The following is a 25,708-nucleotide window of genomic DNA, read 5'->3' as shown; positions in this document are numbered from 1 at the left end:
CGCAGACTTGGGGTCGCCTTCTCTTTGGTGACTTTCTCTTGGCGAACCAAGAGAAAGTTACCGCGCCGCCGGGCGCGCACCCCGGCTCCCGCCCTCAACCAGGCACGCCGCCTCATCAGCGAGTTCGCGAGCAGCGCCCCGGTTTCGACAAGCTCAACCCCAACGGACAGAGGGCGACTTATAGGCACAGGCTTCACCAAGCTCAGCCCGAACGGCTGAAAAGAAACAGGCCAAGGCCAAGGCAATCAGCCCCTCACTCCCCCACCAACGCCCTCACCTGCTGCAACGCCGCCGGATCCTCCATCGTCGTCAAATCCCCCGGGTCCCTCCGCTCCGCCACCGCCTGCAACGCCCGCCGCAGCAACTTGCCACTGCGCGTCTTGGGCAGCACCGTCACAAAATACACGCGCGCCGGCCGCGCCACCGCGCCCAGTTGGCCGTCCACCTGCTTCATCACCTCGCCCTCCAGCCTCAGCCGCGCAGCGTCGTCGACCAACCCGGACGCATCCCGCGGCACTGCAAAAGCGATCGCCACCTGCCCCTTGAGTGCATCGGCAATGCCCACCACCGCCACCTCCGCGATGTTGGGGTGCGCAGAAATGCTCTCCTCGATCTCCCGCGTACCCAGGCGGTGCCCCGCCACGTTGATCACGTCATCCGTACGGCCCAGGATGAAGTGGTAGCCGTCGGCGTCCCGAATGCCCCAGTCGAAGGTGCTGTAGATCAGCCGGCCCGGGATGCTCTTCCAGTAGGTATTGACGAAACGCGCGTCGTCGCGCCACACGGTCTGCATGCAGCCGGGGGGCAAGGGGCCTTCGATGGCGACCACGCCTTTCTGGTTGGGCCCCGTCAGCTCCTGGCCCGTGGACTCGTCGATGAGCTTCACGTCGTAGCCATACATCGCCTTGCCCGGGCTGCCGAAACGGGTGGTCTGCGGCTCCACGCCGTTGGCCAGGGTCAGGATGGGCCAGCCGGTCTCGGTCTGCCAGTAGTTGTCGATAATGGGCACCTGCAGGGCATCGCTGATCCACTGCGCCGTGGGCTCATCCAGCGGCTCGCCGGCCAGCCACAGGGCCTTGAGGCTTTTGACGTTGTACCGGGCCATATAGGCCGGGTCCTGTTTCTTGAGCACCCGCACCGCCGTGGGGGCCGAGAACATGTGCGTGACCTGGTACTTCTCGACGATGCTCCACCACACGCCCGCGTCGGGCCGCGTGGGCAGGCCCTCGTACATGATGGTGGTCATGCCGGCGATGAGCGGGCCATAGACGATGTAGCTGTGCCCCACCACCCAGCCGATGTCGCTGGTCGCGAAAAAGACTCCCACGCTCCGCCGCTCGCGCGGGTCGCTGCCCCCCAAGGGCGCCGCGTTGTCACCTTGGGGCGGCCCGGCGGTGAGAACCTCATCCCCCGCCTTGGCATCGAAGATGTGCTTCATGCTCGCGGCCAGTGCCACTGCGTACCCACCCGTGTCGCGCTGCACGCCCTTGGGCTTGCCGGTGGTGCCGCTGGTGTACAGGGTGTAGCTGGGGTGCGTGGCGTCCACCCATTCGCAGGGCACGGCCGTGCCCAGGTGCTGGGCGCGCAGGGCCGTCCAGTCATGGTCACGACCGGGCTGCAGGTGCATGGGGGCCAGGCCCCGGTTCACCATCAGCACGGCAGCGGGTTTGTGCTTCGACAGCGCGATGGCCTCGTCCAGCAGCGGTTTGTATGGCACCACCTTGCCGCCGCGCGACCCGGCATCGGCACTGACCACCGCCACGGGTTCGGCATCTTCGATGCGCGAGGCCAGCGACCCCGAGGCAAAGCCGCCGAACACCACCGAATGCAGTGCGCCGATGCGCGCGCACGCCAGCATGGCGAACGCGGCCTCCGCGATCATGGGCATGTAGATGAGCACGCGGTCGCCCTTCTTCACGCCCAGCGTCTGCAGTACCGCTGCCATGCGCTGCACCTCGGCGTGCAGCTCGGCAAATGTGTAGCTGCGCTCGGTGTCGGTTTCGGTGGAGATCGCCACCAGCGCAGGCTGGGTGGCCCGCTCGGCAAGGTGGCGGTCCACCGCGTTGTGGCACAGGTTGGTGGTGCCGCCCACGAACCACTTGGCAAATGGAGGGTTGCTGTAGTCGCACACCTGCTGCGGCGGGGTCTGCCAGTCGATCAGTTGCGCCTGTTCACTCCAAAAAGCGTCGCGATGGTCGATGGATTGGCGGTAGAAGTCGGTGTAGCGGCTCATGGTGGTGTGTCTCCTCGGCATCTCGGTGTGCCCGCCTGATGGCTGGTTTTGAATTCATAATTATTCATGACGGGCTTGCGGCAAACTGACGCTGGGATAGTCAAGGTGCCTCTGGGCCCGCGTCTGCGGAAAGCTTGCGATCGGCCCCTTGGGGGCGGGCTCAGGTGCGCTGCCGACAGAAGCCACTTGCGTTCCGAATGGCCTGTGGCCTGTCGCCCAGCTCTTGTGCTGCATAGGCCTCTGCGCAGGCTGCGCGCTGTACGCCATGGCGTGCAGTTCGGTGGGGCATGTGTGGCGCTAGCACCCTTGCACCGCGTGCATGTAGATAGTTGGAATGAAAACATGCCTCGCGGCCATCACCTCCCCTACAGTCACAGGGGCCGTGCCCGCCCGGCCAGCCAGCCAGCCAGCCAGCACCACCGCACCCGACCCGCCCCACCCCGACCTCTTCGTCGGCGCACCACCATGAGCCCACCTCCCATCGCCGCAGAAGCCTCCGCCCCAGAGCGCCCTGCCCCTGTCAGCTTTGCCGAGGCCTTCCGGTTCTGGCTCAAGCTCGGCTTCATCAGCTTCGGCGGGCCTGCCGGGCAGATCGCGATCATGCATGCCGAGCTGGTGGAGCGCCGCCGCTGGATCAGCGAAACGCGGTTTCTGCACGCCCTCAACTACTGCATGCTGCTGCCCGGCCCCGAGGCCCAGCAGTTGGCCACGTACATCGGCTGGTTGCTGCACCGCACCTGGGGCGGCATCGTGGCAGGCGCGCTGTTCGTGCTGCCGTCGCTGTTCATCCTGATCGGTCTGTCCTGGGTGTACCTGCGCTTTGGCGACGTGCCGGTGGTGGCGGGCATCTTCTACGGTATCAAGCCCGCCGTGACGGCGCTGGTGCTGCATGCGGCGCACCGCATCGGCACGCGGGCGCTCAAGAACCGCTGGATGTGGGGCATCGCCGCAGCGTCGTTCGTTGCAATCTTCGCTGTCGACGCGCCCTTTCCGGCCATTGTGCTGGCCGCGGGGGTGGTCGGCTATCTGGGTGCACAGCGCTGGCCAGGGGTGTTCGCGCTGGGGGGCGGGCATGCCGCTGCGCGCACGAGCTATGGCCCGGCGCTCATTGACGACGACACGCCCACACCCGTGCATGCGCGGTTTTCGCGCCGCCACTTGGCGCTGGTACTCGGGGCAGGCCTGGCGCTGTGGCTCGGCGCGATGGCGCTGCTGGTGGCCACGCAGGGGTGGCACGGCATGCTCACCCAGATGGGCTGGTTCTTCACCAAGGCGGCCATGCTGACCTTTGGCGGTGCCTATGCGGTGCTGCCGTATGTGTACCAGGGCGCAGTGGAGCATTACCAGTGGCTCAGCGGCCCGCAGATGATGGACGGGCTGGCGCTGGGGGAGACCACCCCGGGCCCGCTGATCATGGTCGTGGCTTTCGTGGGATTCGTGGGCGCCTGGCTGCAGCAAGTGTGGGGCCCCGACGCACTGTTCGCTGGCGCCGCTGCCGGCGCGGTAGTGGTGACGTTCGTGACCTTTCTGCCGTCCTTCATCTTCATCCTGGCGGGTGGCCCGGTGGTGGAGGCCACGCACGGCAAGCTGGGGTTCACCGCGCCGCTCTCGGCCATCACGGCTGCGGTGGTGGGGGTGATCCTGAACCTGGCGCTGTTCTTTGCCTACCACCTGCTGTGGCCCCAGGGCTTCGCCGGCCGGTTCGATGCCTTCTCTGCCGTGATCGCGGTGGTGGCCGGCGTGGCGCTGTTCCGCTTCAAGACCGGTGTGCTGACCCTGCTGGGTGCGTGTGGTGCGGCCGGGCTGGCAGTGGTGCTGCTCAGGCCGTGGTTCGCCTGAGCCATGGAGCCGGGAAATCGAGCCGGGCAATGCAGCCGAGTTACGGTCTCGATGCGGCCAGGTGACAGGCGTTGTACCCGCCTGCTGGCCCGGTAGCGCGGCCTGAGGCACTGCGTCTTTTGACATACACAGTCTGCTCGATAATGCGGGTATACCCCGCAGCCACCCCTTGGCTGGCGGCTGTCATTGCCCACGGGCAGCGGCAGCAGACAGATCAAATTTTCTACCGATGTGGTAGATGGCCACAGGAGCCGAGAGCGATGGCGCTGCATATCGAAGACATTGGCAAACAACTGGAAGTGGTCGCCAAGATCCCCGGCATTCCGGCGATCTTGAAACTGCTGCGCGACCAGACCGGCATGCGTTTCGTCGGTCTGGCACGGGTGACGCCGGACCGGTGGATCACCTGCGCGGTCCTGGACGACGGCGGATTCGGCCTGGTGCCTGGCGACGAGCTGGATGTGAACACCACCATCTGCAAGGCGCAACTGGGCGAGCCTCAGACGGTCGTGTTCGACGATGCGGACGCCGATCCCCTCTACTGCAAGCACCCGGCGCCACAGCTGTACGGGTTTCGAAGCCACATGTCGGCGGCCATCCACCTGGCGGACGGCAGCTACTTCGGCTCGCTGTGCGTGCTCGACCCCGACCCGGTGGTCGTCAACAACGAACGCAATATCGGCATGCTGGAAGGCATGGCCGCGCTGATCGGGCGGCTGCTGGACGAGAGCTTCGCGCACGGCGCCACCTTGCAGGCACTGAACGAGGAAAAAGCCGCAGGCTTTTCGCGCGAGCAGTTTCTGGCGGTGGTGGCGCACGACCTTCGCAACCCCCTGGCGACCATGCACGTGGCCAGCGAGCTCCTGACGCGCAGCCCCGATGCCGCCATGGGCCGCATCGGAAGGCGCCTGCGCAGCAGTGCCGCCCGCATGACGGGGCTGGTCGACGACCTCGTGGACTTTGCGCGCGGGAGGGCGGGCTCAGCCATGCCCATCCGCATGTCGGCCTGCCAGGACCTCGACGCCATCCTCGAACATGCGGTGCAGGAGATCAGGGACATCCACCCCACCCGGGACATCCGCTCGGACCTTCAGATGGGCGGCCCGGTGTGGTGCGATCCGGCGCGGCTTCAGCAACTGGTGTCCAACCTGCTCGGGAACGCCGTGACCTACAGTGCTGCGGACTCGCAGATCGTGGTGCAGGGCACCGTACAGGACGGCGAAGCCACGGTGGCCGTGACCAACTGGGGCAACACCATCGCCCCGGACCGCATCGACTGCATTTTTGCCGCCTACACCCGCGACAGCGCCCTGTGCGAGGACACCAGCTTGGGCCTGGGGCTGCACATCTGCCAGCTGATCGCGTCGGCACATGGCGGCACGCTCAGCGCCAGCTCGGATGCATCTGCCGGAACCCGGTTTGCGATGCGCTGGCCGTCGAGCGCCGGCCGCTGACCGCTGACCTTCACGTCAAGCCGCCACGCTACCCGCAGGCGCACCGGCCTGGGCCATGCGCTGCTGCACCGCTTGCGCCAGCCAGGCCAGCGCGGGCAGCGGCCTGATGAAAACCTCCACGGCAATGACGCGGCCCTGCGCATCGAACTGCAGGCGGTCGATGCCCCTCACGGCATGCGGCCCCAGGTCGCCGTCGAAGCTCAAGGCGAGTTCCTGGCCGTTATCGCTCCACAACGCGTTGCCATAGGCAAAGCGGCCATACAGGCTGAACGCGAGCCCCAGCACCATGCCCACGGCGGCCGCGCCGCACAGCGGCTGGTCGTCCAGCGGCGACCGCAGCACCACGTCCGGGTGCAGCAGGCCGGGCATCGCAGCAAAGTCACCCGCAGCGAACAGGGCGCGCCACGCGGCCAGGGTACGGGCTGCGTCGGCGTGCGCGGGGGTGTCGCAGGACGGGGGAGAAGAAGGTTCTTGCATGGCGGGTCTTCATAAGTTGGAAAGAAGCCCGCATGCTCAGGTCGGCGCGTCATCGGCGCAATCACCTCAGAGGTCATAGAACCCCGGCCGACTTGTGCCACCATCCGTCGCCATGTCTTTTGCCGACCCCTCCCCCACCGGCCACCCGCCGCCCCGCATCGGCCCGCTGCTGCGGGCGCTTCGCATGCGCCGGGGGCACAGCCAATTGGCGCTGGCCCTGCACACGGGCGTGTCGCAGCGGCACCTGAGCTGCCTGGAAACCGGCAAGGCCCAGCCGAGCCAGGCCATGCTGCTGGCGCTGTTGGATGCGCTGGGGGTACCGCTTGCAGAACGCAACCAGGCCCTGATGGCCGCGGGCTTCGCCCCCCACTACCCGCGCAGCGACTGGGGCGCCCAGGCGCTGCTGCAGGTGCGAGATGCCCTGCGCCGCCTGCTGAAGGCCCACGAGCCAGCGCCCGCGATGCTGCTGGATGCCCAATGGAACCTGCTGGAGACCAACGCTGCCGTACCAGCGCTGATGCGGCTCATCGGCTTTGTGCCGGGCCCTGCGACACCGGGCGAGCCCCTGAATTTGCTCGACCTCTTGCTGCGGCCCGACGGCCTGCAGCGCTGGCTGATCGACGCACCGCGTGTGGCGCAGGCCGTGCGGCAACGCGCCGAAGCGGAAGCACCTTTCAATCCGGCCCTGGCCGCGCGTCTGCAGGCCATGCCTTCGGCCAGACACCGGGCAGCCGCCACCCTGGCGGTGGCGCCCCCGCCCCAATCGCCGGTGCTGCTGCTTCAACTGCAGTCTGGTGCGGGTGTACTCAGCTTCATGTCGGCCTACACCACGCTGGGCTCGCCGATGGACGTGACGCTGGATTCACTGCGCATCGACCACCTGCTGCCGGCGGACGCCAGCACCCGAGAGGCGCTGGAGCGCGAACTGGGTTAGCAGTCGGCCATTCGCAGTCTGTGGTTTGCAACTGCCATTTGCTATATTTTCAGTAGCTGGACGCGCCCGACCATCAAGCGCGAGGGCAGAAAACAACTCGACATGACAAAGCGGTGATGGTCCCTAGGGACAACATGGAAACGCAACTGCCAAATGTCACGAACAGGCAGTGCGCTTTGCACAGCCCTCGGCGCCGAGCACTGCCGCCCCTTGGCTTGGTGCGGCGCCCTCCCCCTCAACGACTGCGCGGACTACTTGATGAGCGCCAGCACGTCCTTGAAGGCCGGGTGTTCGCAGCTGCCCAGCCACTCGAAAGCCACCATCTCGGTCGTCACCAGTTCGGCACCGGCGCCTGCCAGCCGGTCGAAGGCCGCGTCGCGGTTGCGCTCGGTGCGGGAGCCGCAGGCATCGGTCACCACCCAGACGTCGAACTCGTCCTCGATGAGTTGCAACGCCGTCTGCAGCAGGCACACATGCGCTTCGCAGCCCGCGATGACAATGGTGCCGCGCTCGGGCGCCTGCTGGGCGGGCTTTTGCAGGTGCTTGGGCAGGCTGCGTGCGTTGCCGCCCTGGGGCCGGGCGGGCGGACGCAGCCACTCGCCCAGGCCTTCTTCGGTGGCACTGAAATTCATCTTGGCCAGCGTCTTCTGGCACAGGGCGCGCAGCGCGGGGTCGTTGGCGCCCAGGCGCGATGGGTTTTGCTCGGTGCCCCACACGGGAACGTCCAGCATCGCCGCGATCTGTGCCAGAAGGCGGGCGTTGGCCAGCACGGCGGGGCCCTCGGAAATGGCAGGCATCAGGCGTTCCTGGTAGTCGACCAGGACGAGTTGGGATTCTGTGGCGTCAAGCAGCATGGGTGTGGGCCATTCGGAGTGGCCGGTTCTCGGAAGATGGCCGCATTGTCGCAGCCCTGCCAGGCCGGGGGCGCCAACCGCCCCGGGGATCAGGATGGCTGCAGGCGCAACAGCCGGCCCTGCGGGCTGTCGGTCAGCAGGTAAAGCAGGCCGTCGGGTCCCTGGCGCACGTCGCGGATGCGCTCACCATTGCCTTGCAGCAGCTTTTCTTCGCGCTGCACCTTGCCCTGCGCCACCTCCAGCCGGTGCAGCGTGCCGAACTTGAGCGAGCCGACAAAGAGGCTGCCCTTCCAGGCGTCGCCATAGCGCGTGCTGGTCAGAAACGCCATGCCCGACGGCGCAATGGAAGGCACCCAGTAGTGCAGCGGCTGCTCCATGCCGGCCTTGGCCGTGCCCTCGCCCATCTTGCCGCCGCCGTAGTTCTCGCCGTAGGTGATGACCGGCCAGCCGTAGTTGCGGCCCGGTTGCGGCACGTTGATCTCATCACCCCCCTGGGGTCCGTGCTCGTGCATCCACAAGCTTCCATCGGGCGCCAGCGCGGCCCCTTGCGGGTTGCGATGCCCGTAGCTCCAGATCTCGGGCAAGGCCCCCTGGCGCTGGCGGAAAGGGTTGTCGGCCGGCACCGCGCCGTCGGGCGTGATGCGCACGATCTTGCCGTGGTGGTTGTCGAGCTTTTGCGCGTCGTCCTTGCGCTGGTAGCGCTCGCCCAGCGCCAGAAACAGGTTGCCGTCGGCCGCCTGCACGATGCGGCAGCCGAAGTGCAAAGCGCTGTCCACCTTGGGCCGCTGGCTGAAGATCACTTTCACGTCCTGCAGACTGCGCGCGTCGGCCGACAGCGTCGCACGCGCCAGCGCCGTGCTGTTGCCGGATGCGCCCGCGGCCGCCGGTTCCGAGAAGCAAAAGAAGATGCGGCGGTTGCGCGCAAAGTTCGCGTCGGTGACCACATCCAGCAACCCACCCTGCCCGCCGGCCGCAACCAGAGGCACACCCGCAAGCGCCGGACCGACCTGCCCTGTCGCCTGCACGACACGCATGCGGCCTGGCCGCTCCGTCACCAGAAATTGCCCGTCGGGCAAGAAGGCCACCGCCCAGGGATTGAACAGGCCGGTGGCTACCGGGGTGAGCGTCACGGCAGGGCCGCTGGCCTGCGCGCCCGCGCTTCCCACGCCACCCGCTATCAAAAAAATAGCTGCACACGCCTTTGCAGCGAGCGCTGCCAGCCCATGTCGATTGCGATCCATCCCGCGACGCTCCTTGAATGCTGTCAACTTCACCATGTGCCCATCATCGGGCAAATGTTACAAATAACCACAAATTTCAGTCGGACTTTAAGCCGGGCGTGCGCAGCCGAGCACCACGCGCGAATGCACGCTCCTACAGGGGAAAGTTTGATTTACATGAACCAAATCAACAGCTTGCAGGGTTGATTATTTCTCATCACTAAGCGTACGTGTTACCCTCCGTCCCCATGTCCAGATGGCTTTGCATCCTCCTGGTGGCCTGCGCCACCTCCGCCCAGGCGGCGCCCCAAGGGGCCAACTCTGACGAGATGGACCGCTTCATTGCGGACAAAGGCCTGCTCACGCGGCTTGAAGACGTCAGTCAGCGTGTCGCAGACAAGGCCCACACGGTGGCGGACAACGCCTCCAACCTGGCCATCCACGCCATGGGTTTCCTCGGTGTGCCCTACAAGCGTGGCGGCAACAGCGCTGAAACCGGTTTTGACTGCAGCGGCTTCGTGCGCGCCATGTACGAACAAACGGTAGGCCTTTTGCTGCCGCGCCGTGCCGACCAGCAGGCTGCGGCCACCCAGGTCATCGACAAAAAAGACCTGCAACCCGGCGACTTGGTGTTCTTCAACACCACGCGCCGCAATTTCAGCCACGTGGGCATTTACGTGGGCGACAACAAATTCATCCACTCACCCCGCAGCGGCAGCGAAGTCCGCGTCGAAGACATGGGTGTCACGTACTGGGCCCGCCGCTTCAATGGCGCGCGCCGCGTCGCCACCGACAAGGACGTCGCCTCGGCCAAATGAATCCGCGTGCAGCCGGGCATTTGTTCGTTACCGTGCACCACACTGGCTCCCACGCCCTACGGCTTGATCTGGTACGTCGTTTCCGTACTGCGGATCGGCCCGCCCACCACATTCACCGGTCCCGCTGACGGATCACCCCGCAAGATGGCTTTGGCCTTGGCCATGTCCGCCTGATAGCGGGCGCGTGCCTGGGACTCGCAGCTCTTGCGGTCCGCAGCGCCCATGCTGCGGCACTCTTCCAGGCTCACCTTCAAACCGCCGCCCGCTTCGCGGATAGCGGTTTGATAGTGCTGCTGCCGTGTGGTGTCCGGCACTGCGCCACGTGCCAACGAGGCATCGTCGCCGCTTTGTGCCAGCGCCGTGCTGGGCGCAATCACCGCGGCGCCCAGGGCCAGCGCGGCAACAAACACCAGAGGCAAAGATCGGGTCTTGAAGATGGTGGTCATGGCCTTCCTTTTGCTGTGCATGCCAGTCAATGTAGGCCGGGCAGGCAGCCATTGCCGCCAGCACCTGCCGCGCTACCATGTGGGACACCTCCCACAGCCCCGCCATGAACTCCCCAGCCCCCTTGCCCCTGGCCGCAGACATGCCGCATGACAAGAAATACCTGCACCGCCTGCTGTCGCAGCGCAACCAGCAACCCCAGGACGTGCGCGAGGTGGATGCCGCCATCCAGGCGGCCTTCGTGCGCGACGTGGCGATTCTGGTGCTGGACATGTGCGGCTTCTCGCGCATCACCGCCCGCCACGGAATCATCCATTTCCTGGCCATGATCCACCAGATGGAGCAGGCCGCACGGCCTGCCATCGAGGGTAACGGGGGCCAAGTGATCAAGCAGGAGGCCGACAACCTCTTCGCGGTGTTCTCCAGCGCCGAACACGCGCTGGAAGCGGCCCTGGACACGCTGCGCGCGCTCGAGGCGATGAATGCCGTCCTGCCGCCTGAGCGCGCCCTTGCGGTCAGCGCGGGCATCGGCTATGGGCCTACCCTGGTCATCGCCCATGAAGACCTCTTCGGCCCGGAGATGAACTGCGCCTGCAAGCTGGGTGAGGACATCGCCGGCCCGAGCGAGATCCTGCTGACCGAGGCGGCCCATGCGGCCTTGCCGGCGGAGCGCTACGCCTTTGCAGCCAGCCAGCACGAGATCTCTGGCGTGACCCTCTCATCCCGCCGCTTCGAGCGCTGCCTGTACGAGCGGCCTCTGGGCGGCGAGCAATGACGCACGGCTGAGCCAGCACGCTCTGCCCAGCGCCGGTTACGCCAGCCACCGTGACCCCGCGGGGACTGGCACAGGGCATCTTGTCCGACAGGTGCCGGGCCATGCTGTCCCTAAATTCCCAGACAACCGTTCATAACAAAAAGGGAATGATCATGATGGCTCTCATAGGCACTTTATTGGTCGGTCTGGTCGTCGGGTTGCTGGCACGCGCCTTCAAGCCCGGCAAGGACCATTTGGGGTGGATCATGACGGCACTGCTGGGCGTTGCCGGGGCCTTCCTGGCCACCTACCTGGGCCTGGCCATGGGGTGGTACCAGCATGGCGAAGCGGCCGGCTGGATCGCCTCGGTGATCGGCGCCATGGTGCTGCTGGCCCTGTTCGGGCTCGTCCGCAGCAAGCCCTGACAGCGCGCATGCCATTGCAATCGCTCAGCGCCCGGCTCCACTTAACATTTGACGGCGTCCGGCAGCATCTGCGCGGCGCCCAACACACGCACCACACCATGCCCACTTCCTTCCAGATGGCCGCCGGCAACCCGGCACTCCAGGCGGCGGTCCAGCGCAGCCGCAAGCTGCTCCACCGCCGCGCCCTGGTGGCGGCAGCGGCCAGTGCCATGCCGATTCCGGGGCTGGACTGGGCGGTGGACGCCGCCCTGCTCTCGCGCCTGCTGCCGCAGATCAACACCGAGTTCGGCCTTTCTGCCCAGCAGATCGACCAGCTGGACCCGCACAAACGTGAACAGGTCCAGAAGGCCGTGAGCCTGGTGGGGTCGGTGCTGATCGGCAAACTGGTCACGCGCGAGCTGGTGCTGCGCGCCACCCAGAGCGTGGGCGTGCGCCTGACGACCAAGCAGGCCGCCAAATACGTGCCGCTGGCAGGCCAGGCAGTGGCCGCGGGCATCGGCTACGCCACGCTGCGCTACCTAGGCGAGCAGCACCTGCGCGACTGCGTGCGGGTGGTGCAGGAGGCAGACCTGCAGTTGCCCGCCCCCGCGGCCACCCCCCGCCGCAAATAGCCCGCGCGGGCGCCAGCCTTACTCCGCCGCGCAGACGAAGCTGCTCGCATCCTCCACATTGCCCGACCCCTTGTACTTGGCGAATTGGGGGTAGGCACACAGCGGACGGATGCGGTTGGGCATGTCGGTGTTGGTGGGCAAGGCCTTGGCCGCGATGGTCTCCGGCGCCACGCCCTTCTCCACCCAGTCCACCATGGCCTGGATCGAATCGAAATTGTCCGTGGCGGGGCCACCGGAGCAATGGTTCATGCCCGGGACCAGGAAGGTGCGCGCAAAACCCTTTGTCGCTGCGATGCCGCCGTTGTTGGCCGCCAGGCGTTCGTAGTAGTCCATGGTGTCCTTCGCCGAGAAGATCGGGTCGGACATGCCGTGGATGAACAGCATCTTGCCGCCGCGCTGCTTGAAGGCCGCGAGCTTGTCGTCCCGGTAGGTGTCATAGATGGCCGAGTACGTCTCCATGCGGGCCGGGTCGGTGTCGAAGTTGAACGTCAGCGGGTTGAACGTGAGGTCCGGCGGGGTGAAGAACTCGTTGACCAGGGCGTCCACCATCAGCGTGATGTAGCGCGCATCCGGTGTGGCAGTGGTGGAGCTGCCCAGCGTCCAGGCGCGCCAGCCGGGGGCGGCCAGGCCCGGGTCCCACGGCTGGCCGGCATACAGCGCCTGGCCTGCCGAGTTGCGCGGGCCAGCGAACACGCTCTTGAGCGCACCTACCTGGGCGCTGCTCAGGCAGTCGGCACCCTTGGCGCCGCTGCACTGCAGCACGGCCGGGTCGAACTGGCAGGCCTTGACGTTGCTCACCAGTCCGTCGGCCACACCGTCCGCGGCGTCGCACGACGCTTTGACGCCGTTGGCCACCAGGTTCAGGTCTGCATTGCTGAATGCTTGCGACAGGATGCGCTTGCCTGCGCCGTCCTGCGGGGCGATGGCGTTGAACTGGATGGTGTTCCACATCGCTGCCACCGTCGCGCCGCTTGAGACCCGCATGGCCGGCGCGCCTGCGGTGATGGCGTCGAAATAGTCCGGGAACCGCTGCGAGAACATCATGCCCTGCCGCCCGCCGCCGGAGCAGCCCGAAAAGTACGAGTGGTCGGGCTTGCGTCCGTAGCGCGTGGCGATCAGCGACTTGGCGGCCACGGCCGTCTTGTCGTAGGAGTTGTAGGCATGGTCGATGCGGGCCTGCGGGTCGGCGCCGAAGCTGGCCGACGTGCCGCTGTGGCCCGCATCGGTGGACACCACCGCGAACCCCTGGCCCAGTGGCGACGGCGTGCCTACCGAAATGCTGGAGCTGAGCGAGGTGTCGCGCAGGATGCCGTCGTTGCCGCCACCGCCGATGAACAGGAAGCGCCCGTTCCAGTTGTCCGGCATGCTCAGCTGAAAACCGATGGCGTAGTTCTTGCCATCCACGCCCACGCGGGGGTTGATGGCGCCGGTGACCACGCAGTGGCCCGGCAAAAAGCTGCCGGTGCTGGCACCGCCGGGGCGCTTGGTGTCTGCGGCCACGTAGCTGGTGGTGAGCGAGGTGGCGGCCAAGCCGGCCTTGATGGGCAGCTCGGCGCAAGCAGCAGCCGGCGTGGCCTGCTGCGCCGACGCATCGCCGTTGCCGCCGCCGCAGGCGGCCATCAGCAAGGGCATGGCCAGCGCTGCCGGGACGACCTGGCGGCGCAGCCGGGATGAACGGCGCGCGGTGTTCGCAGCGGGTGGCTGGGCCCGAAAGACATGGACAAAAGGCATGGCGTGTGTCTCCTCAAGTTGTCGTGGTGGTGATGGTTTGGGTGCTGCGCCCAGGCTCCCGCCCGCCTGCGTTCGCACGCGCAGGTCTCTGGACGTGATGGAAGGTGGCGCTGAGCGCCACCCACCGGGCGGCAACTGAGCTGATGAGCTGATGAGCAGATGAGCTGCTCAGCTGCTCAGCCACTGAAAACGCGCCGTCAGCAGCGCATTCAGTCGGCCTTGAAGCCCGTGGCCGCCACAGCCTTGCCCCAGGTCACGGTGTCGGCCGCGATGGTGCGGGCAAAGTCCTGCTGGCTGGTGCCCGTCACACGAAAGCCGGCCTCTTCCATCTTGGCCTTGCCTTCGGGCGACTGCACCGCCTTGACGATGTCGGCATTGAGCTTGGCAATGATCTCCGGCGGCGTCTTGGCCGGCGCCACGATGCCGAACCACGACGAGAACTCCAGGTTGGCGTAGCCCTGCTCCTTGATGGTGGGTACGTCCGGCAGCGTGTTGGTGCGGGTGGCGCCCGTGGTGCCCAGCGCGGCCAGCTTGCCGGCCTTCACGTTGGGGGCGGCCAGGCCCACGCTGGCGAACACGCCCTGCACGTCGCCGCTGAAAAGGCCGCCCAATGCATCGGCCGTGTTCTTGTAGTGCACCGGCTCGGGCTTGAGCTTGACCGCATCGCCGAACATGAAGGCGCCAAAGTGCCCGGGCGTGCCCGCTCCGAAGGTGGCGAGGAACAGGCCCTTTTGCTGCTTGGTCCAGTCGACGAACTCCTTCACGTTGCGCGCCGGCACCTTTTGCGGGTTGACCAGCAGCACGAAGTCGGAGGTGACCACCTGGCTCACGGCCGTGAAGTCCTTGGCCGGGTCGTAGGGCAGCTTGTTGTAGCTGCTGGGGGCGATGCTGAGCTGGCCCGTTTCGCCCAGCATCAGCGTGTAGCCGTCGGGCGCGGCGCGCGCCGCTTCGCTGGCGGCGATCAGGCCGCCGGCGCCGGGCTTGTTGTCCACGATCACGCCGGCATTGCCCCAGCCTTCGGACAGCTTTTGCGCCAGCAGGCGCGCCACGATGTCCGGCCCGGTGCCGGCCGGAAAGCCCACGATGATGCGCACCGGCTTGTTCGGGTAGGTGGCGGCACCCTGCGCATGGGCGCCGGCCCAGGGCATGAGCCCGGCCAGCAGGGCGGCGGCCACGAGGGCGCGGCGGGGTGTGGTGGTCAGGGAGGAACGAGGCTGGGCGGTGGTCTTCATGGTTGTCTCCAGAAATTCTTGTGGGTCGGTCAGGGTCAAAAAACGCAAAGGCAAACGGTGGGCGGGTTGGACACGGACAGCCGCCGGCTACCGCAGCTCGAAAAAGCGCATCGCCACGGCGTCCGGGTAGCGCGCGCCGGTGCCGACGAACATGCGCTCGGCGATCCAGGCCAGCGCCGGGGACGCGGTCTCGAAGCTCGGGCTGCAGCGGAAATAGATCTGCGCCGGGTCCACCGGCTCGCCGCGCACCAGGCGGGCGATCAGCTCGGCCGGGCCGGAGCGCACCGCCCGGTTTTGCACATAGATGAGATCGCCGCCATCGGTCTCCAGCACATAGCGGGCGTCCAGCTCCGACAGCCGGTCGTTCACAATGAGCTGAAAATCCGCACCACCGGGCAGCACCCGGGCGCTCCAGCCGTCGCCGGTGGCACTGCCGCCCAGGATGGGGATCAGCCGGCGCAGCCCGTGCACGGTGTGGCCCACCTCCTGCGGGGTGCCGACCTCCACGCGCAGGTCGGCAAAAAATCGGAATTGCGGGTCGGGCAAGGGGATGAGGTCAGACATGGGCCCTAGCGTAAGTCCCGTTGCCAAGCATGCCTGTCATCCCAGAGGATGACGGGATAACCCGACTGTCCGGCGGCGGCTGGCCCGGCGGTTTTGACGCACACTTCCCGATTTCCGGCAGCATCACCTCCCCCATTCAGACTTTCCCATGCGGCAGTGGCTCCCCCCTTCCTCGCAGACAGCGCCCGGCCGGCAGGTGCTGCACAGTGCCGCGAGCCAGACGCTCGCCGGCATGGTGCACCGCCTGGGCGACAACGGCTTTGCACCGGGCCTGCTGCAGGACCTGGAGCCGGTGCTGCCTGCGGCGTCATGGTCGGTGTACCGCACGGGCCACCGCTGCAAGCCCACGCTCTTCATGTCGGCCAGCCGGGGCGTACCGGACACCACGCAGGACTGCTGGTGGGCGTACCTGTCGGGCCCGTACCGCAGCGACCGCACCTGGGGACGCTCGTTCGACGAGGCGCCGTTCGCCCAGCCCGAAACCCGCCTGTGCCATGTGACCGCCACCGAGGTCGAGGGCGAGCACCGCGCCCGTGTGTACGAGGCCCATGGCGTGGCCGAGCGCGTATCGGTGGTCGAATACGAAAGCGATGGCTCGGTGTTCGCCGTCAACTTCTACCGCCACCAGCACCAGCGCGCGTTCAGCGACCGCCAGATCGCCGCCTTCGAGTCCGTCGCACCGGTGCTGCTGGCGCTCACCCGCAAACACATCCTGCTGTCGCACGGCTGCGCGCCCTCCCCGCCCCTGCTGTGGCTGGAGGGGCCGGGCGGCAGCCCGCTGGCCCCTGGGCACGATCAGCCCGGCCCGCACGCCGCCCCGGCCCTGCTGGCGGCCGACGCGCCGCTCGGTCCGCTGGCTGCAGACGCGCTGCCAGCGCTGCGCATGCGCCTGATGCGGCTGCAGGCCGAGCTGACCGACCGCGAGCTCGATGTCTGCGCCCGGCTGCTGCAGGGCATGACGCACGAGGGCATCGCGAGCGACCTGGGCCTGAGCGTGCCCACCGTCAAGACCTACCGCAACCGCGCCTTCGCGCGCCTGGGCATCCACTTTCGCAACGAGCTGTTCGCGCGGGTGCTGGGCGGCTGAAGCGCCCCACCGGCGCGGTGGTCGCACGCCGATGGCCTGCACCTCTACGATGAACCGGCAGGACCAGAGACCCGCCCCCACGCCAGCAGGCATCACCGCGCGCCCGGCCTGAGGCCACACTGCACGGCACGGCACAATCGGCGGCCTATGCCCGCCGCAGGCCCAGACGCCGCCCACCCCGAACCGCCCCGCTCCAACCGCGACGCCCTGATCGCCGCCTGGGCCCGCGCGCTGCGCCAGCGCGCCGATGCCGCCACGCTGCAGGCACTGGCCCCGCTGACCGACGCCGATGCCGCCACGCTGCAGGCACTGGCCCCGCTGACCGACGCCGATGCCGCCACGCTGCAGGCACTGGCCCCGCTGACCGACGCCGAGGCCGCGCGCGTGATGGCACTGCTGCGCGAGGGGACCGTGGACGATGCCCCTCCATCCGCAACCGCGGCCACCGCCCCGTCCCCGCCCACCCCGCCATCATCGGGCCTGGTGCTGGGGCGCCTTCGTCCGCGCATCACCCTCATGACACTGGGCCGGGGCGACGGACTGCTGGGCATGGCGCCCCAGGGCAAACTGGGCCCGCGTGGCGAGAACGTGACCCTGGCGCAGATCGACTGGACCTACCGCACCGACAGCGGGGCCCGCTGGGAGACCGCCGCGCCCACCTCGGTGCTCAACGCCCGCCCCGCCCCCGTGCAGGACCTGTATGACACCGGCGGCCCCGTGGTGCGCATGCAGCGCAGCCTGGCGGCCGAGGCCGACGCCATGGACCGGGTGTGGGACCTGGGCTTGGTGCCCGTGGACCCCAAGCACCTGCAATGGCGCCACCGCGAAGCCGCCGCCACGCTGGGCCCCGTGTGGACCCTGCCGCAGGAGGCGCACTTCGGCGACTTCTGGGCCGACCAGATCCCGCAGCTGCGCGCCGACGGCTGGAGCGTGGTGGTGCGCCCCGGCTTCGCACACGAAAGCGTGCCCGTGCAGCGCTGGAAGCTCGTCATCGCGCCGGATACCGGCGAGCTGCTGGCCCGGGAAGTCGACGGCCCGCTGGGCCCACGCGAGCGCCCGGTGCAAAAGCTGCACCTGCCCGAACGCGAAGGCGCCTGGCTGCTGAGCCTGGGGATCGAGATCGACGGCGTCATGCTGGACCTGGCGCCCATGCTGGCCGACCTGCTGCGCCGCGATGTGCGCTGGCTCAACGCCCGCCAGATGGCGGCCATCGACGACATCGCCGTCATCTCGCTGCGAGCCCCGGGCGGGCGGCGCATCGACTCGCCCGCCGGCCCGCTCAAGGCCATCGTGGGCGCCATGGTGGACCTGCTCACCGACCCCACGCGCAAACAACTGCAGGACTGCGACCCGCTGCGCCTGGGCGCCTGGGAGACACGCCGCATCGAGGCGCTGCGCGCGGGGCTGGTGCAGGCGCACCGCGTGGGCATGGTCAACGGGTGGGACAACAGCTGGCAACTGCAGGGCGACCTGGGCCTGGCGCACCTGGCCCGGCGGCTGCGCCGCATCGGTGCGCCGCAGCCCGTGGACGCCCCCGCCGGGCTGCAGATACAGCTGCGCCCCTACCAGCTCGAAGGCCTGGCGTGGCTGCAGTACCTGCGGGCCCAGGGCCTGGGCGGCATCCTGGCGGACGACATGGGGCTGGGCAAGACGGCGCAAGCCCTGGCCCATGTGCTGGCCGAAAAAGATGCCGGCCGACTCGTCCGCCCCGCCCTGGTGGTGGTGCCCACGTCGCTGCTCTTCAACTGGCAGGCCGAAGCCGCGCGCATGGCGCCCAGCCTGCGCGTGCTGAGCCTGCACGGGCCTGACCGGCGCCGGCGGTTCCTGCAAATCGCGCAGCACGACCTGGTGCTGACCACCTATCCCTTGCTCTGGCGCGACGTCGATGCCCTCGCGGCCGAGCCGTTTCATCTGCTCATCCTGGACGAAGCCCAGATGGTCAAGAACGCCGGCAGCCGCAGCGCCCGGGCGCTGCGCAAGCTGCAGGCGCCGCACCTGCTGTGCCTGACGGGCACCCCGCTGGAAAACCACCTGGGCGAACTGTGGGCGCAGTTCGACTTTCTGATGCCCGGCTTTCTGGGCGATGTGCGCAGCTTCAACGCCCGCTGGCGCAAACCCATCGAGGAGAACGGCGAAACCCTGCGCGCCCAGTTGCTGGCCCAGCGCGTGCGGCCCTTCATCCTGCGCCGGCGCAAGCAGGACGTGGCCACCGAGCTGCCGCCGCGCACCGAGGTCATCCAGCGCGTGCAACTGCAGGGCAAACAGCGCGAGCTATACGAAGCCGTGCGCACCACGGCCGACAAGCAGGTGCGCCGCGCGCTGGAGCGCCAGAGCTTCGAAGGCTCGCAGATCACCATCCTGGATGCGCTGCTGAAGCTGCGCCAGGTGTGCTGCGACCCGCACCTGGTCAAAGGCGCCACCGTCCACCCCGGCACCGAACGCGCCAAGCTCGACCTGCTGGCCGACATGCTGCCCGCGCTGGTCGATGAAGGCCGCCGCGTGCTGGTGTTCTCCCAGTTCACCGAACTGCTGATGCTGGCCGCCGAACGTCTGGATGCGCTGGCCCTGCCCTACGCCACCCTCACCGGCCAGACGCCGCCCGGGCAGCGCGGCGCCGTGGTCCAGCGCTTTCAGGCCCAGGACGCGGCGAGTGCGCCCATCCTGCTGGTCAGCCTCAAGGCCGGCGGCACGGGCCTGAACCTCACCGCGGCAGACACCGTCATCCACTTCGACCCCTGGTGGAACCCTGCCGTGGAAGAACAGGCCACCGCCCGGGCCCACCGCATCGGGCAGGACCAGCCGGTGTTCGTCTACAAGCTGGTGGTGGAAGGCAGTATCGAAGAGCGCATGCTGGAGCTGCAGGCCCGCAAGGCGGCCCTGGCCGAAGGCGTGCTGGGGTATGACGAAGCCGGCGCGGTGAAATTCAGCCAGGCCGACCTGACGGCACTGCTGGCGCCGCTGGCCGAGCCGGCCAACAACCCGCTGGCCATTCCGGGTGAGGATGCGCGGCGGTGGGGCGGCACGGGCAAGCGCCGGCCCAGGCCGCTGCAGCCACCAGAAAACGAGTAAAAAGTGCCTCTGCCGTTTGATAGGAAAGCGCTGCCAGCTATCAAATAAATAGCATCACACTCCACAACGCACCGCAGCACGCCGCGCCAGTCGGTCTATGGCTTTAGCAACCTGCGCTCTCGCCGGATCGTGCTGACCGACAAGCGCAGCAACAGCAGCCCGCCGGCACCCGCGAACACCACCGTCACCAAATCCCACAGCAGCGAACCCACGCGCAGGCTGCGGTCCGCCACCGATTCCGCCGGTTTGTCAGGGTTGACCCACACCTGTATCGGCGCCCCCGTGCGCTGCGCGGCCTGCCACTGCGCCACCAGTTGCTCGTGAAAGCCGCGCCCGCCGTCGCCAGCGGTGTCGATCACCGCGCGCTGGCCGATGTAAGGCGTGCCATTCACCACATAGCGATGGCGCACCAGGGCCTGGTAGTAGGAGCCGCCACGCGCCGTGCCACCCTGGTGCAACCGCGCAGACTCCACCTGCGCAGGCACTGCTTGCCAGTGGCGCATGCGAGACCAGTCCACCACCGTGGGGCCCACGCCGAACAACAGCAAGCCCAGGCTGGTGGCCAGCAGCATCAGAGCGGCCACCGCCAGCGCAACCTGCGACCACACTCCTGAACCGACAGCGCGCACGTTGGCGCCACCGGGCGGTGTGTCACGTAGGCGCTGCCGTTTGCGCGTGCTGGACTTGCCCACTATGCGCCGACCCGAACAGCATCGCCGCGCACTGCGGCCAGCGGCGCAGCCGTCCAGGCGCTCGGGTCGGCACGACCCGGTGCTTCAGGCGGCGCGGTGGCAGTGGAAACAACAAGGGGGACAAACGCGCTACGAGGTGGCATGGGTGAGAACTGTTCCAGGGAAGTACGCGGTGATGTCGCACGCAGCGTGTGACAGGCTGTGGACGGTAGGAATGGAAAGACGGAAAGACGGCATGAAGTCTAGAACCATCCGCAGCAGTGGCGCAGAATTCAAAAGCAGACTTCGGAGTGCGCCCCGCACACCCCGTCCCTAGAGTGCATGGCATCGCAACCAATTTGTGAGCCATCCACCATGCAGATGAACACCCTAGCCACCCACCGCCCCGCCATGCCCCGCACCCCGACCTCTCGCCAGGCCGACCAGGCCGCACACGCAGCGGTCACCCAGGCCGACCCGCGCTGGGCAGCGGTGCTGGCGCGCGACGCCCAGGCCGACGGCAGTTTCTGGTACTCGGTGCAGACCACCGGCGTGTATTGCCGCCCCAGCTGTGCAGCGCGTACGCCCCGGCCCGAGAACGTGCGGTTCCATGCCAGCTGTGACGACGCTGAAAGCGCCGGGTTTCGCCCCTGCCAGCGCTGCAGGCCCCGGCAGCCTACGGCGCTGGCCCACCATGCGGCGCTCGTGACCGACGCCTGCCGCACCATCGACAACGCCGCAGCCGACGGTGCGCCCTCTGTGGATGCGCTGGCAGCCAGCGCGGGCCTGAGCCCATCGCACTTTCACCGCATCTTCAAGCAGGCCACGGGCCTCACGCCCAAGGCCTATGCCGCCGCCCGGCGCGAGCAGCGCGTGCGCAGCGCGCTGGAGCAACCGGCCGACTCGGTCACCGACGCCATCTACAGCGCGGGCTACCAGTCCAGCAGCCGCTTCTATGAAAAGTCGCACCAGGTGCTGGGCATGACACCCACGCACTATCGAGCGGGCGGAGCCACGCAGCGCATCCGCTTTGCGGTGGCGCAGTGCTCGCTGGGCGCAATCGTGGTGGCGCACAGCGGCCAGGGCCTGTGCGCCATCCTGCTCGGCGACGACCCCGACGCCTTGGTCCGCGACCTGCAGGACCGCTTCGCCCAGGCCCAGCTGGTGGGCGGCGATGCCGACTTCGAAGCGCTGGTCGCCCAGGTGGTGGCCTTTGTCGAGGCCCCCGGCGTGGGTCTGGCCTTGCCGCTGGACGTGCAGGGCACCGCCTTCCAGCAGCGGGTGTGGCAGGCGCTGCGCTCCATCCCGGCTGGGCAGACCGCCAGCTATGCCGAGATCGCCCAGCGCATCGGCGCCCCCACCGCCACGCGCGCCGTGGCGCAGGCCTGCGGCGCCAATGCGCTGGCCGTGGCCATTCCCTGCCACCGGGTGGTGCGGAGCGACGGCGCGCTGTCGGGCTACCGCTGGGGCGTGGAGCGCAAGCGCGCGCTGCTGGAACGCGAGGCCGAGGCCGCAGCCCCAGCAGCCACAAAGAAGGCAGCAGCATGAGCGCACTGCCCTACACCCCGACGACAAGCCCGAGCCAGGGCACCTGGCCTGGTCGCATCGCTGCCATCGACTGGGCCCAGGCCACCGACGACCTGCACACCCAGGGCCACGCGGTGCTGCAGCAACTGCTCGGCCCCGATGAGTGCATGGCGCTGGCCGGGCTGTACCGCCAGGCCGGCCCGCCCGTGTTCCGCAGCCGCGTCGTCATGCAGCGCCACGGTTTCGGCCTGGGCGAATACCAGTACTTCAGCTACCCGCTGCCGGACGTGGTGGCCGGGCTGCGCGATGCGCTGTACCCGCACCTGCAGCCCATCGCCAACCACTGGAACGCCGCCATGGGCATCGAGGTGCGTTACCCCGCGCGGCATGCCGACTTCATTGCGCGCTGCCATGCGGCCGGCCAGTTGCGCCCCACACCGCTGCTGCTGCAGTACGCGCCGGGCGACTACAACTGCCTGCACCAGGATCTGTACGGCGAGCATGTGTTTCCGCTGCAGGTCGCCATCCTGCTGTCCGAGCCCGGTCGGGACTTCACCGGGGGCGAGTTCGTGCTGACCGAACAGCGCCCCCGCATGCAGTCGCGCGCCGAGGTGGTGCCCCTGCGCCAGGGCGATGCCGTGGCTTTCGCGGTGCAACACCGCCCGGTGCAGGGCACGCGGGGCGTGTACCGGGTGAACCTGCGGCATGGGGTTAGCCGTGTGCGGTCAGGGCAGCGGCATACGGCGGGGATCATTTTTCATGATGGTGAATAAACTTTCTCCCCCTGAGTCGCCTGCGGCGCCTTCCCCCTCTCTCGCTGCGCGGGAGGGGGACGCACCCGGTGGCCTGGCAGAGCCAGTTCCACGGGTGCACTGGCCTTGGCCGCGCCAGTTGCTGCGACAGCGTGTTGGCGCAACGGCAGGGATTTGCACACGATGACACTGGATCTGTTCGAACATTTGCCAACACCCCACGAGCCCGAACTGCTGGAGCCGGGTGCCGTGGTGCTGCGCGGCTTTGCCTTGGAGCAGGCGGCCGAGCTGCTGCACGCCGTCGACGCCATTGCGGGCAGCGCGCCCTTCAGGCACCTCATCACGCCCGGCGGCAAGCGCATGTCGGTCGCCATGACCAACTGCGGACCGCTGGGCTGGATCAGCGACCGCAGCGGCTACCGCTATGACCCCATGGACCCCGACACCGGCAAGCGCTGGCCGCTAATGCCCGCGGCCTTCCAGCAACTTGCACGCGATGCCGCCCAGGCAGCGGGCTACCCCGGCTTTTCGCCGGACGCCTGCCTCATCAACCGCTACGAGCCCGGCACGCGGCTGTCGCTGCACCAGGACCGCGACGAGGGCAACTACGACCACCCCATCGTGTCCGTCTCGCTTGGCATTGCGGCGGTCTTTCTGTGGGGCGGCGCAGAGCGCGCCGACCAGGCCCGGCGCGTGGGCCTGTGGCATGGCGACGTGGTGGTGTGGGGCGGGCCGGCGCGGCTGCGGTTCCACGGCGTATTACCGCTGGCCGTGGGGGAGCATGCGATGACGGGGCCGGTGCGCATCAACCTCACCTTTCGCAAGGCCGGCTGACAGACCACAGATTGCGCTCGCCCCGCCGGTGCGGTCATCGCTCCATCCAAGCATCCCATAGACCAGCACAGCCAAACTCTGCGAGATCGATGTTTTGGGCGATGGTCTGGTGCTCACCCAGATCGTCAATCTTGCGTTTGTACAAGCGCACGGCGCCTCTAAACAGCATATTTCTGTGGTCAGCATCCCCTGCGAAGAATAAATGCATAGTTTTAATTTGAATTATGCACGAATCTATATCGTTTCTGTTCGTTGCAGCTGGTCAAGCTTACTCTCGCTATAGTTCCCAATCGTCTCTTGATGATAGCAATATCGAAGTCGAGATACCGCCTTTTCATCAACATGAAGTAGCTTGGGAAACTAATAAATGATGTACTTCTACAAAGATAAAAATGGGCATCCAGTCTATTCAGACCGAATGCCATCTCCAAGCGAAACAACTTCACCGGTGACCGTCACATTGAACGGTATCGTGGTAAAAACAGAGTCTGCACCCAAAAGCCCGCATGATGAAGCCAAGGGATACATTGCCGATGCACGCAAGCATATTCCAAAAACAATTGCCTACATTGACTACGTAGAGTACTTAAGAAAAAATAATCCCGTACGCTATCATCAATATATGACGGACATTAAAAAGAATGACCCAAAAACCTTTGTCAAGTTGACGCAAGCCCGTATTTTTCAGCCCCTTCAGCCACACCAACGGCTCTCCAATATGCTGGATGCTGGTACGTCAGTTTTGGGTGATCTGTTTGCAGGCCGCTCCAGCACAGGCACGGCTGCTACGTACGCCGAAAAAACCCTGACAGACTACATGAAGAAAGATGGCTTCATTCCTGGCAGCGTCTTGGGCAACAAGGCAACAACCTTGCCTGAAAAGATACCTACCTACAGCAATACGCGCCTGGGGCAATGGTCACAAAAAGAGAGTGAGAGACTCGCAAAGGCATCCAAGGCAGCGCAGACGGCTGTTTCTGGGCGGCCTGTGTTAACTTCTGCAGGTACGGCTGCCACACGAGTTGGGGGACCCGTATTGGACGCGATGATTGGTGCGCTGGAGCCCTCTGCATACGCCGGGTTCTCAGCGCTTCTCGGTACTGCAGCCATAGAAAAAGATCTTCAAAAAAAAGGGATAATTCTTTGGCCCGAGGAAAAGTATCATTTAACGCGACATTTGGCTGGCAAAGATTGGGAAGCCGCGAGAAATATTATCAAGGAAGCTGCAGTCCGCCGACAAAGCGAATTAACGGGACAAAAATGAAAAAGAGAAAACTAGTTTACTTATTCTTTTGCTTATTTTTTTCGTTGAATTTCTCATCTTATGCAAAAGAATTTTCACCAGAAATGAAGTCTTTGTGTAAGGCAGCGGAAACTACACCCTTTGTGCCGCTGCCCACATCAACAGCATCTCCCAATCCGCACCCCCTTTACCACGCCATTGAAATGGGCGCAGATGCTTCAACAATAGCGTCAATCCTGTCAGGCAATGATCCGGACAAGATCGTAGTTCCACCTGGCATCACGCCCCTCATCGCAGCCTCGGCTGTCGGCAATTGGCCTGCTGCAAAATTCTTGATAGATATCGGATCAAACATAAATATCAGAAGGGCAGATATTTCAATTACTCCACTGGAGGCAGCCCTCATCACCTCAAAGTACTCCATTGCATGCAAATTGATTCAAAATCATGCAAAGTTTCCCACCTCAAAAACAGATAGAAATAGAATATTCAGTACTGCTCAGCTATCTACATTCTCTCCACAGGAGGATGCGGCTATTTTCGTCGAATACATGATTGAAAATGGATTTGATGTAAACAGCATGGGCAATCCTTTGGCAACCCCTCTGATGGGGGCAGTGTCTCTTTCAAACATACCCGTCATTAAAGTGCTTTTAAAACACGGCGCACGTCTTGATATTTCAAAAAAAAATGGCTTGACAGTTTGGGATATGGCAAAAAAGAAAAACAATCCCGAAGTTATTGAACTATTGACGGCAGCGCAGGAAAAACAGAATTCCACAAAAGCAAGAAATGGGAAAACTCGGAAATAAAGAATTGCTTTGGGTTATTGATATTTCATACCATATCACTGCATTGATTTAAAGCGCTATCCACTCATCATGGCCGGAGCGGTTCTTCAAGAGTTTTTGCTGCTAATGCTCAGCGGGGCAATG

At 66.3% G+C, this 25,708-nt stretch carries 23 protein-coding genes; 14 read left to right on the top strand and 9 right to left on the bottom strand.

Features of this window, described 5'->3' with window-relative positions; translation table 11 throughout:
* Nucleotides 1-253: 253 nt before the first annotated feature.
* Nucleotides 254-2,233 (bottom strand): propionate--CoA ligase, encoded by a 1,980-nt coding sequence (locus tag ACIGHN_RS18550; protein ID WP_396505501.1) that lies wholly within the window; start codon nt 2,231-2,233, stop codon nt 254-256.
* 465 nt (nt 2,234-2,698) lie between these two features.
* Here ACIGHN_RS18550 and chrA point away from each other — a divergent pair, with 465 nt between their 5' ends.
* Complete coding sequence (chrA, locus tag ACIGHN_RS18545) at nt 2,699-4,072, top strand: chromate efflux transporter (protein ID WP_396505500.1); 1,374 nt, start codon at nt 2,699-2,701, stop codon at nt 4,070-4,072.
* A gap of 260 nt (nt 4,073-4,332) precedes the next feature.
* Nucleotides 4,333-5,526, top strand: a complete 1,194-nt coding sequence (locus ACIGHN_RS18540) for an ATP-binding protein (protein ID WP_396505499.1) — start codon at nt 4,333-4,335, stop codon at nt 5,524-5,526.
* A 15-nt stretch (nt 5,527-5,541) separates the two neighbouring features.
* Here the strand turns inward: ACIGHN_RS18540 and ACIGHN_RS18535 are convergent, their stop codons facing one another.
* Nucleotides 5,542-6,003 carry a nuclear transport factor 2 family protein gene (locus ACIGHN_RS18535; protein ID WP_396505498.1) on the bottom strand — a complete coding sequence of 154 codons (462 nt, stop codon included), beginning with the start codon at nt 6,001-6,003 and terminating at the stop codon, nt 5,542-5,544.
* Nucleotides 6,004-6,115: 112 nt separating this feature from the next.
* Here ACIGHN_RS18535 and ACIGHN_RS18530 point away from each other — a divergent pair, with 112 nt between their 5' ends.
* Entirely contained in the window at nt 6,116-6,937 is an 822-nt protein-coding gene (locus ACIGHN_RS18530) for a helix-turn-helix domain-containing protein (RefSeq protein WP_396505497.1), read from the top strand.
* Nucleotides 6,938-7,188: 251 nt separating this feature from the next.
* Here the strand turns inward: ACIGHN_RS18530 and ACIGHN_RS18525 are convergent, their stop codons facing one another.
* A complete protein-coding gene (locus ACIGHN_RS18525) occupies nt 7,189-7,791 on the bottom strand; it encodes an isochorismatase family protein (RefSeq protein WP_396505496.1) in 603 nt (200 codons plus the stop codon).
* An 89-nt stretch (nt 7,792-7,880) separates the two neighbouring features.
* Nucleotides 7,881-9,032, bottom strand: a complete 1,152-nt coding sequence (locus ACIGHN_RS18520) for a PQQ-dependent sugar dehydrogenase (protein ID WP_396505495.1) — start codon at nt 9,030-9,032, stop codon at nt 7,881-7,883.
* A 227-nt stretch (nt 9,033-9,259) separates the two neighbouring features.
* Between ACIGHN_RS18520 and ACIGHN_RS18515 the strand changes: the two genes are divergently transcribed.
* Complete coding sequence (locus ACIGHN_RS18515; protein WP_396505494.1) at nt 9,260-9,829, top strand: C40 family peptidase; 570 nt, start codon at nt 9,260-9,262, stop codon at nt 9,827-9,829.
* A gap of 56 nt (nt 9,830-9,885) precedes the next feature.
* Here the strand turns inward: ACIGHN_RS18515 and ACIGHN_RS18510 are convergent, their stop codons facing one another.
* Nucleotides 9,886-10,275, bottom strand: a complete 390-nt coding sequence (locus ACIGHN_RS18510; protein WP_396505493.1) for a hypothetical protein — start codon at nt 10,273-10,275, stop codon at nt 9,886-9,888.
* 104 nt (nt 10,276-10,379) lie between these two features.
* Between ACIGHN_RS18510 and ACIGHN_RS18505 the strand changes: the two genes are divergently transcribed.
* The 3 genes from ACIGHN_RS18505 (at nt 10,380) to ACIGHN_RS18495 (ending at nt 12,063) form a co-directional block, all read left to right on the top strand.
* Complete coding sequence (locus ACIGHN_RS18505; RefSeq protein ID WP_396505492.1) at nt 10,380-11,048, top strand: adenylate/guanylate cyclase domain-containing protein; 669 nt, start codon at nt 10,380-10,382, stop codon at nt 11,046-11,048.
* Nucleotides 11,049-11,200: 152 nt separating this feature from the next.
* Entirely contained in the window at nt 11,201-11,452 is a 252-nt protein-coding gene (locus ACIGHN_RS18500) for a GlsB/YeaQ/YmgE family stress response membrane protein (protein WP_396505491.1), read from the top strand.
* Between the two features lie 98 nt (nt 11,453-11,550).
* Complete coding sequence (locus ACIGHN_RS18495) at nt 11,551-12,063, top strand: hypothetical protein (RefSeq protein ID WP_056421344.1); 513 nt, start codon at nt 11,551-11,553, stop codon at nt 12,061-12,063.
* Nucleotides 12,064-12,081: 18 nt separating this feature from the next.
* On the opposite strand, the gene ACIGHN_RS18490 is transcribed toward ACIGHN_RS18495, so the two are convergent.
* The 3 genes from ACIGHN_RS18490 to ACIGHN_RS18480 form a co-directional block, all read right to left on the bottom strand.
* Nucleotides 12,082-13,794, bottom strand: coding sequence for a DUF6351 family protein (locus tag ACIGHN_RS18490; protein WP_396505490.1), 1,713 nt, complete (start codon nt 13,792-13,794; stop codon nt 12,082-12,084).
* A 209-nt stretch (nt 13,795-14,003) separates the two neighbouring features.
* Nucleotides 14,004-15,026, bottom strand: a complete 1,023-nt coding sequence (locus ACIGHN_RS18485) for a Bug family tripartite tricarboxylate transporter substrate binding protein (protein ID WP_396505489.1) — start codon at nt 15,024-15,026, stop codon at nt 14,004-14,006.
* Between the two features lie 87 nt (nt 15,027-15,113).
* Complete coding sequence (locus ACIGHN_RS18480) at nt 15,114-15,590, bottom strand: DUF3237 domain-containing protein (RefSeq protein WP_056169004.1); 477 nt, start codon at nt 15,588-15,590, stop codon at nt 15,114-15,116.
* A gap of 148 nt (nt 15,591-15,738) precedes the next feature.
* On the opposite strand from ACIGHN_RS18480, the gene ACIGHN_RS18475 reads away from it, so the two are divergent.
* Together ACIGHN_RS18475 and ACIGHN_RS18470 are read left to right on the top strand one after the other, a co-directional pair.
* Nucleotides 15,739-16,677 carry a helix-turn-helix transcriptional regulator gene (locus tag ACIGHN_RS18475; protein WP_396505488.1) on the top strand — a complete coding sequence of 313 codons (939 nt, stop codon included), beginning with the start codon at nt 15,739-15,741 and terminating at the stop codon, nt 16,675-16,677.
* 147 nt (nt 16,678-16,824) lie between these two features.
* Nucleotides 16,825-19,746: a DEAD/DEAH box helicase gene (locus ACIGHN_RS18470; RefSeq protein WP_396505487.1), complete on the top strand. Its 2,922-nt coding sequence runs from the start codon at nt 16,825-16,827 to the stop codon at nt 19,744-19,746.
* A 95-nt stretch (nt 19,747-19,841) separates the two neighbouring features.
* On the opposite strand, the gene ACIGHN_RS18465 is transcribed toward ACIGHN_RS18470, so the two are convergent.
* Nucleotides 19,842-20,354, bottom strand: coding sequence for a DUF3592 domain-containing protein (locus ACIGHN_RS18465; protein WP_396505486.1), 513 nt, complete (start codon nt 20,352-20,354; stop codon nt 19,842-19,844).
* 474 nt (nt 20,355-20,828) lie between these two features.
* Between ACIGHN_RS18465 and ada the strand changes: the two genes are divergently transcribed.
* The 5 genes from ada to ACIGHN_RS18440 all read left to right on the top strand — a co-directional run bounded on the left by ada (nt 20,829) and on the right by ACIGHN_RS18440 (nt 25,585).
* The gene (gene ada / locus ACIGHN_RS18460) at nt 20,829-21,965 is read left to right on the top strand and encodes a bifunctional DNA-binding transcriptional regulator/O6-methylguanine-DNA methyltransferase Ada (protein ID WP_396505507.1); all 1,137 of its coding nucleotides are present in this window, start codon (nt 20,829-20,831) and stop codon (nt 21,963-21,965) included.
* On the top strand, nt 21,962-22,717 hold the full coding sequence (locus ACIGHN_RS18455; protein WP_396505485.1) for a 2OG-Fe(II) oxygenase: 756 nt from the start codon (nt 21,962-21,964) through the stop codon (nt 22,715-22,717). Before ada ends, ACIGHN_RS18455 begins: the two co-directional genes overlap by 4 nt.
* 162 nt (nt 22,718-22,879) lie before the next feature.
* Complete coding sequence (alkB, locus tag ACIGHN_RS18450; protein ID WP_396505484.1) at nt 22,880-23,530, top strand: DNA oxidative demethylase AlkB; 651 nt, start codon at nt 22,880-22,882, stop codon at nt 23,528-23,530.
* Between the two features lie 367 nt (nt 23,531-23,897).
* Nucleotides 23,898-24,794: a hypothetical protein gene (locus ACIGHN_RS18445; RefSeq protein WP_396505483.1), complete on the top strand. Its 897-nt coding sequence runs from the start codon at nt 23,898-23,900 to the stop codon at nt 24,792-24,794.
* Nucleotides 24,791-25,585, top strand: coding sequence for an ankyrin repeat domain-containing protein (locus ACIGHN_RS18440; protein WP_396505482.1), 795 nt, complete (start codon nt 24,791-24,793; stop codon nt 25,583-25,585). The genes ACIGHN_RS18445 and ACIGHN_RS18440 overlap by 4 nt, the downstream gene beginning before the upstream one ends.
* Nucleotides 25,586-25,708: the final 123 nt, after the last annotated feature.

This window comes from Acidovorax sp. NPDC077693 (assembly GCF_044542805.1).
Lineage (GTDB): Bacteria > Pseudomonadota > Gammaproteobacteria > Burkholderiales > Burkholderiaceae_C > Acidovorax.
Note: the sequence above shows the minus strand (reverse complement) of the source record. Positions and strands in the feature narration are given on the sequence as shown.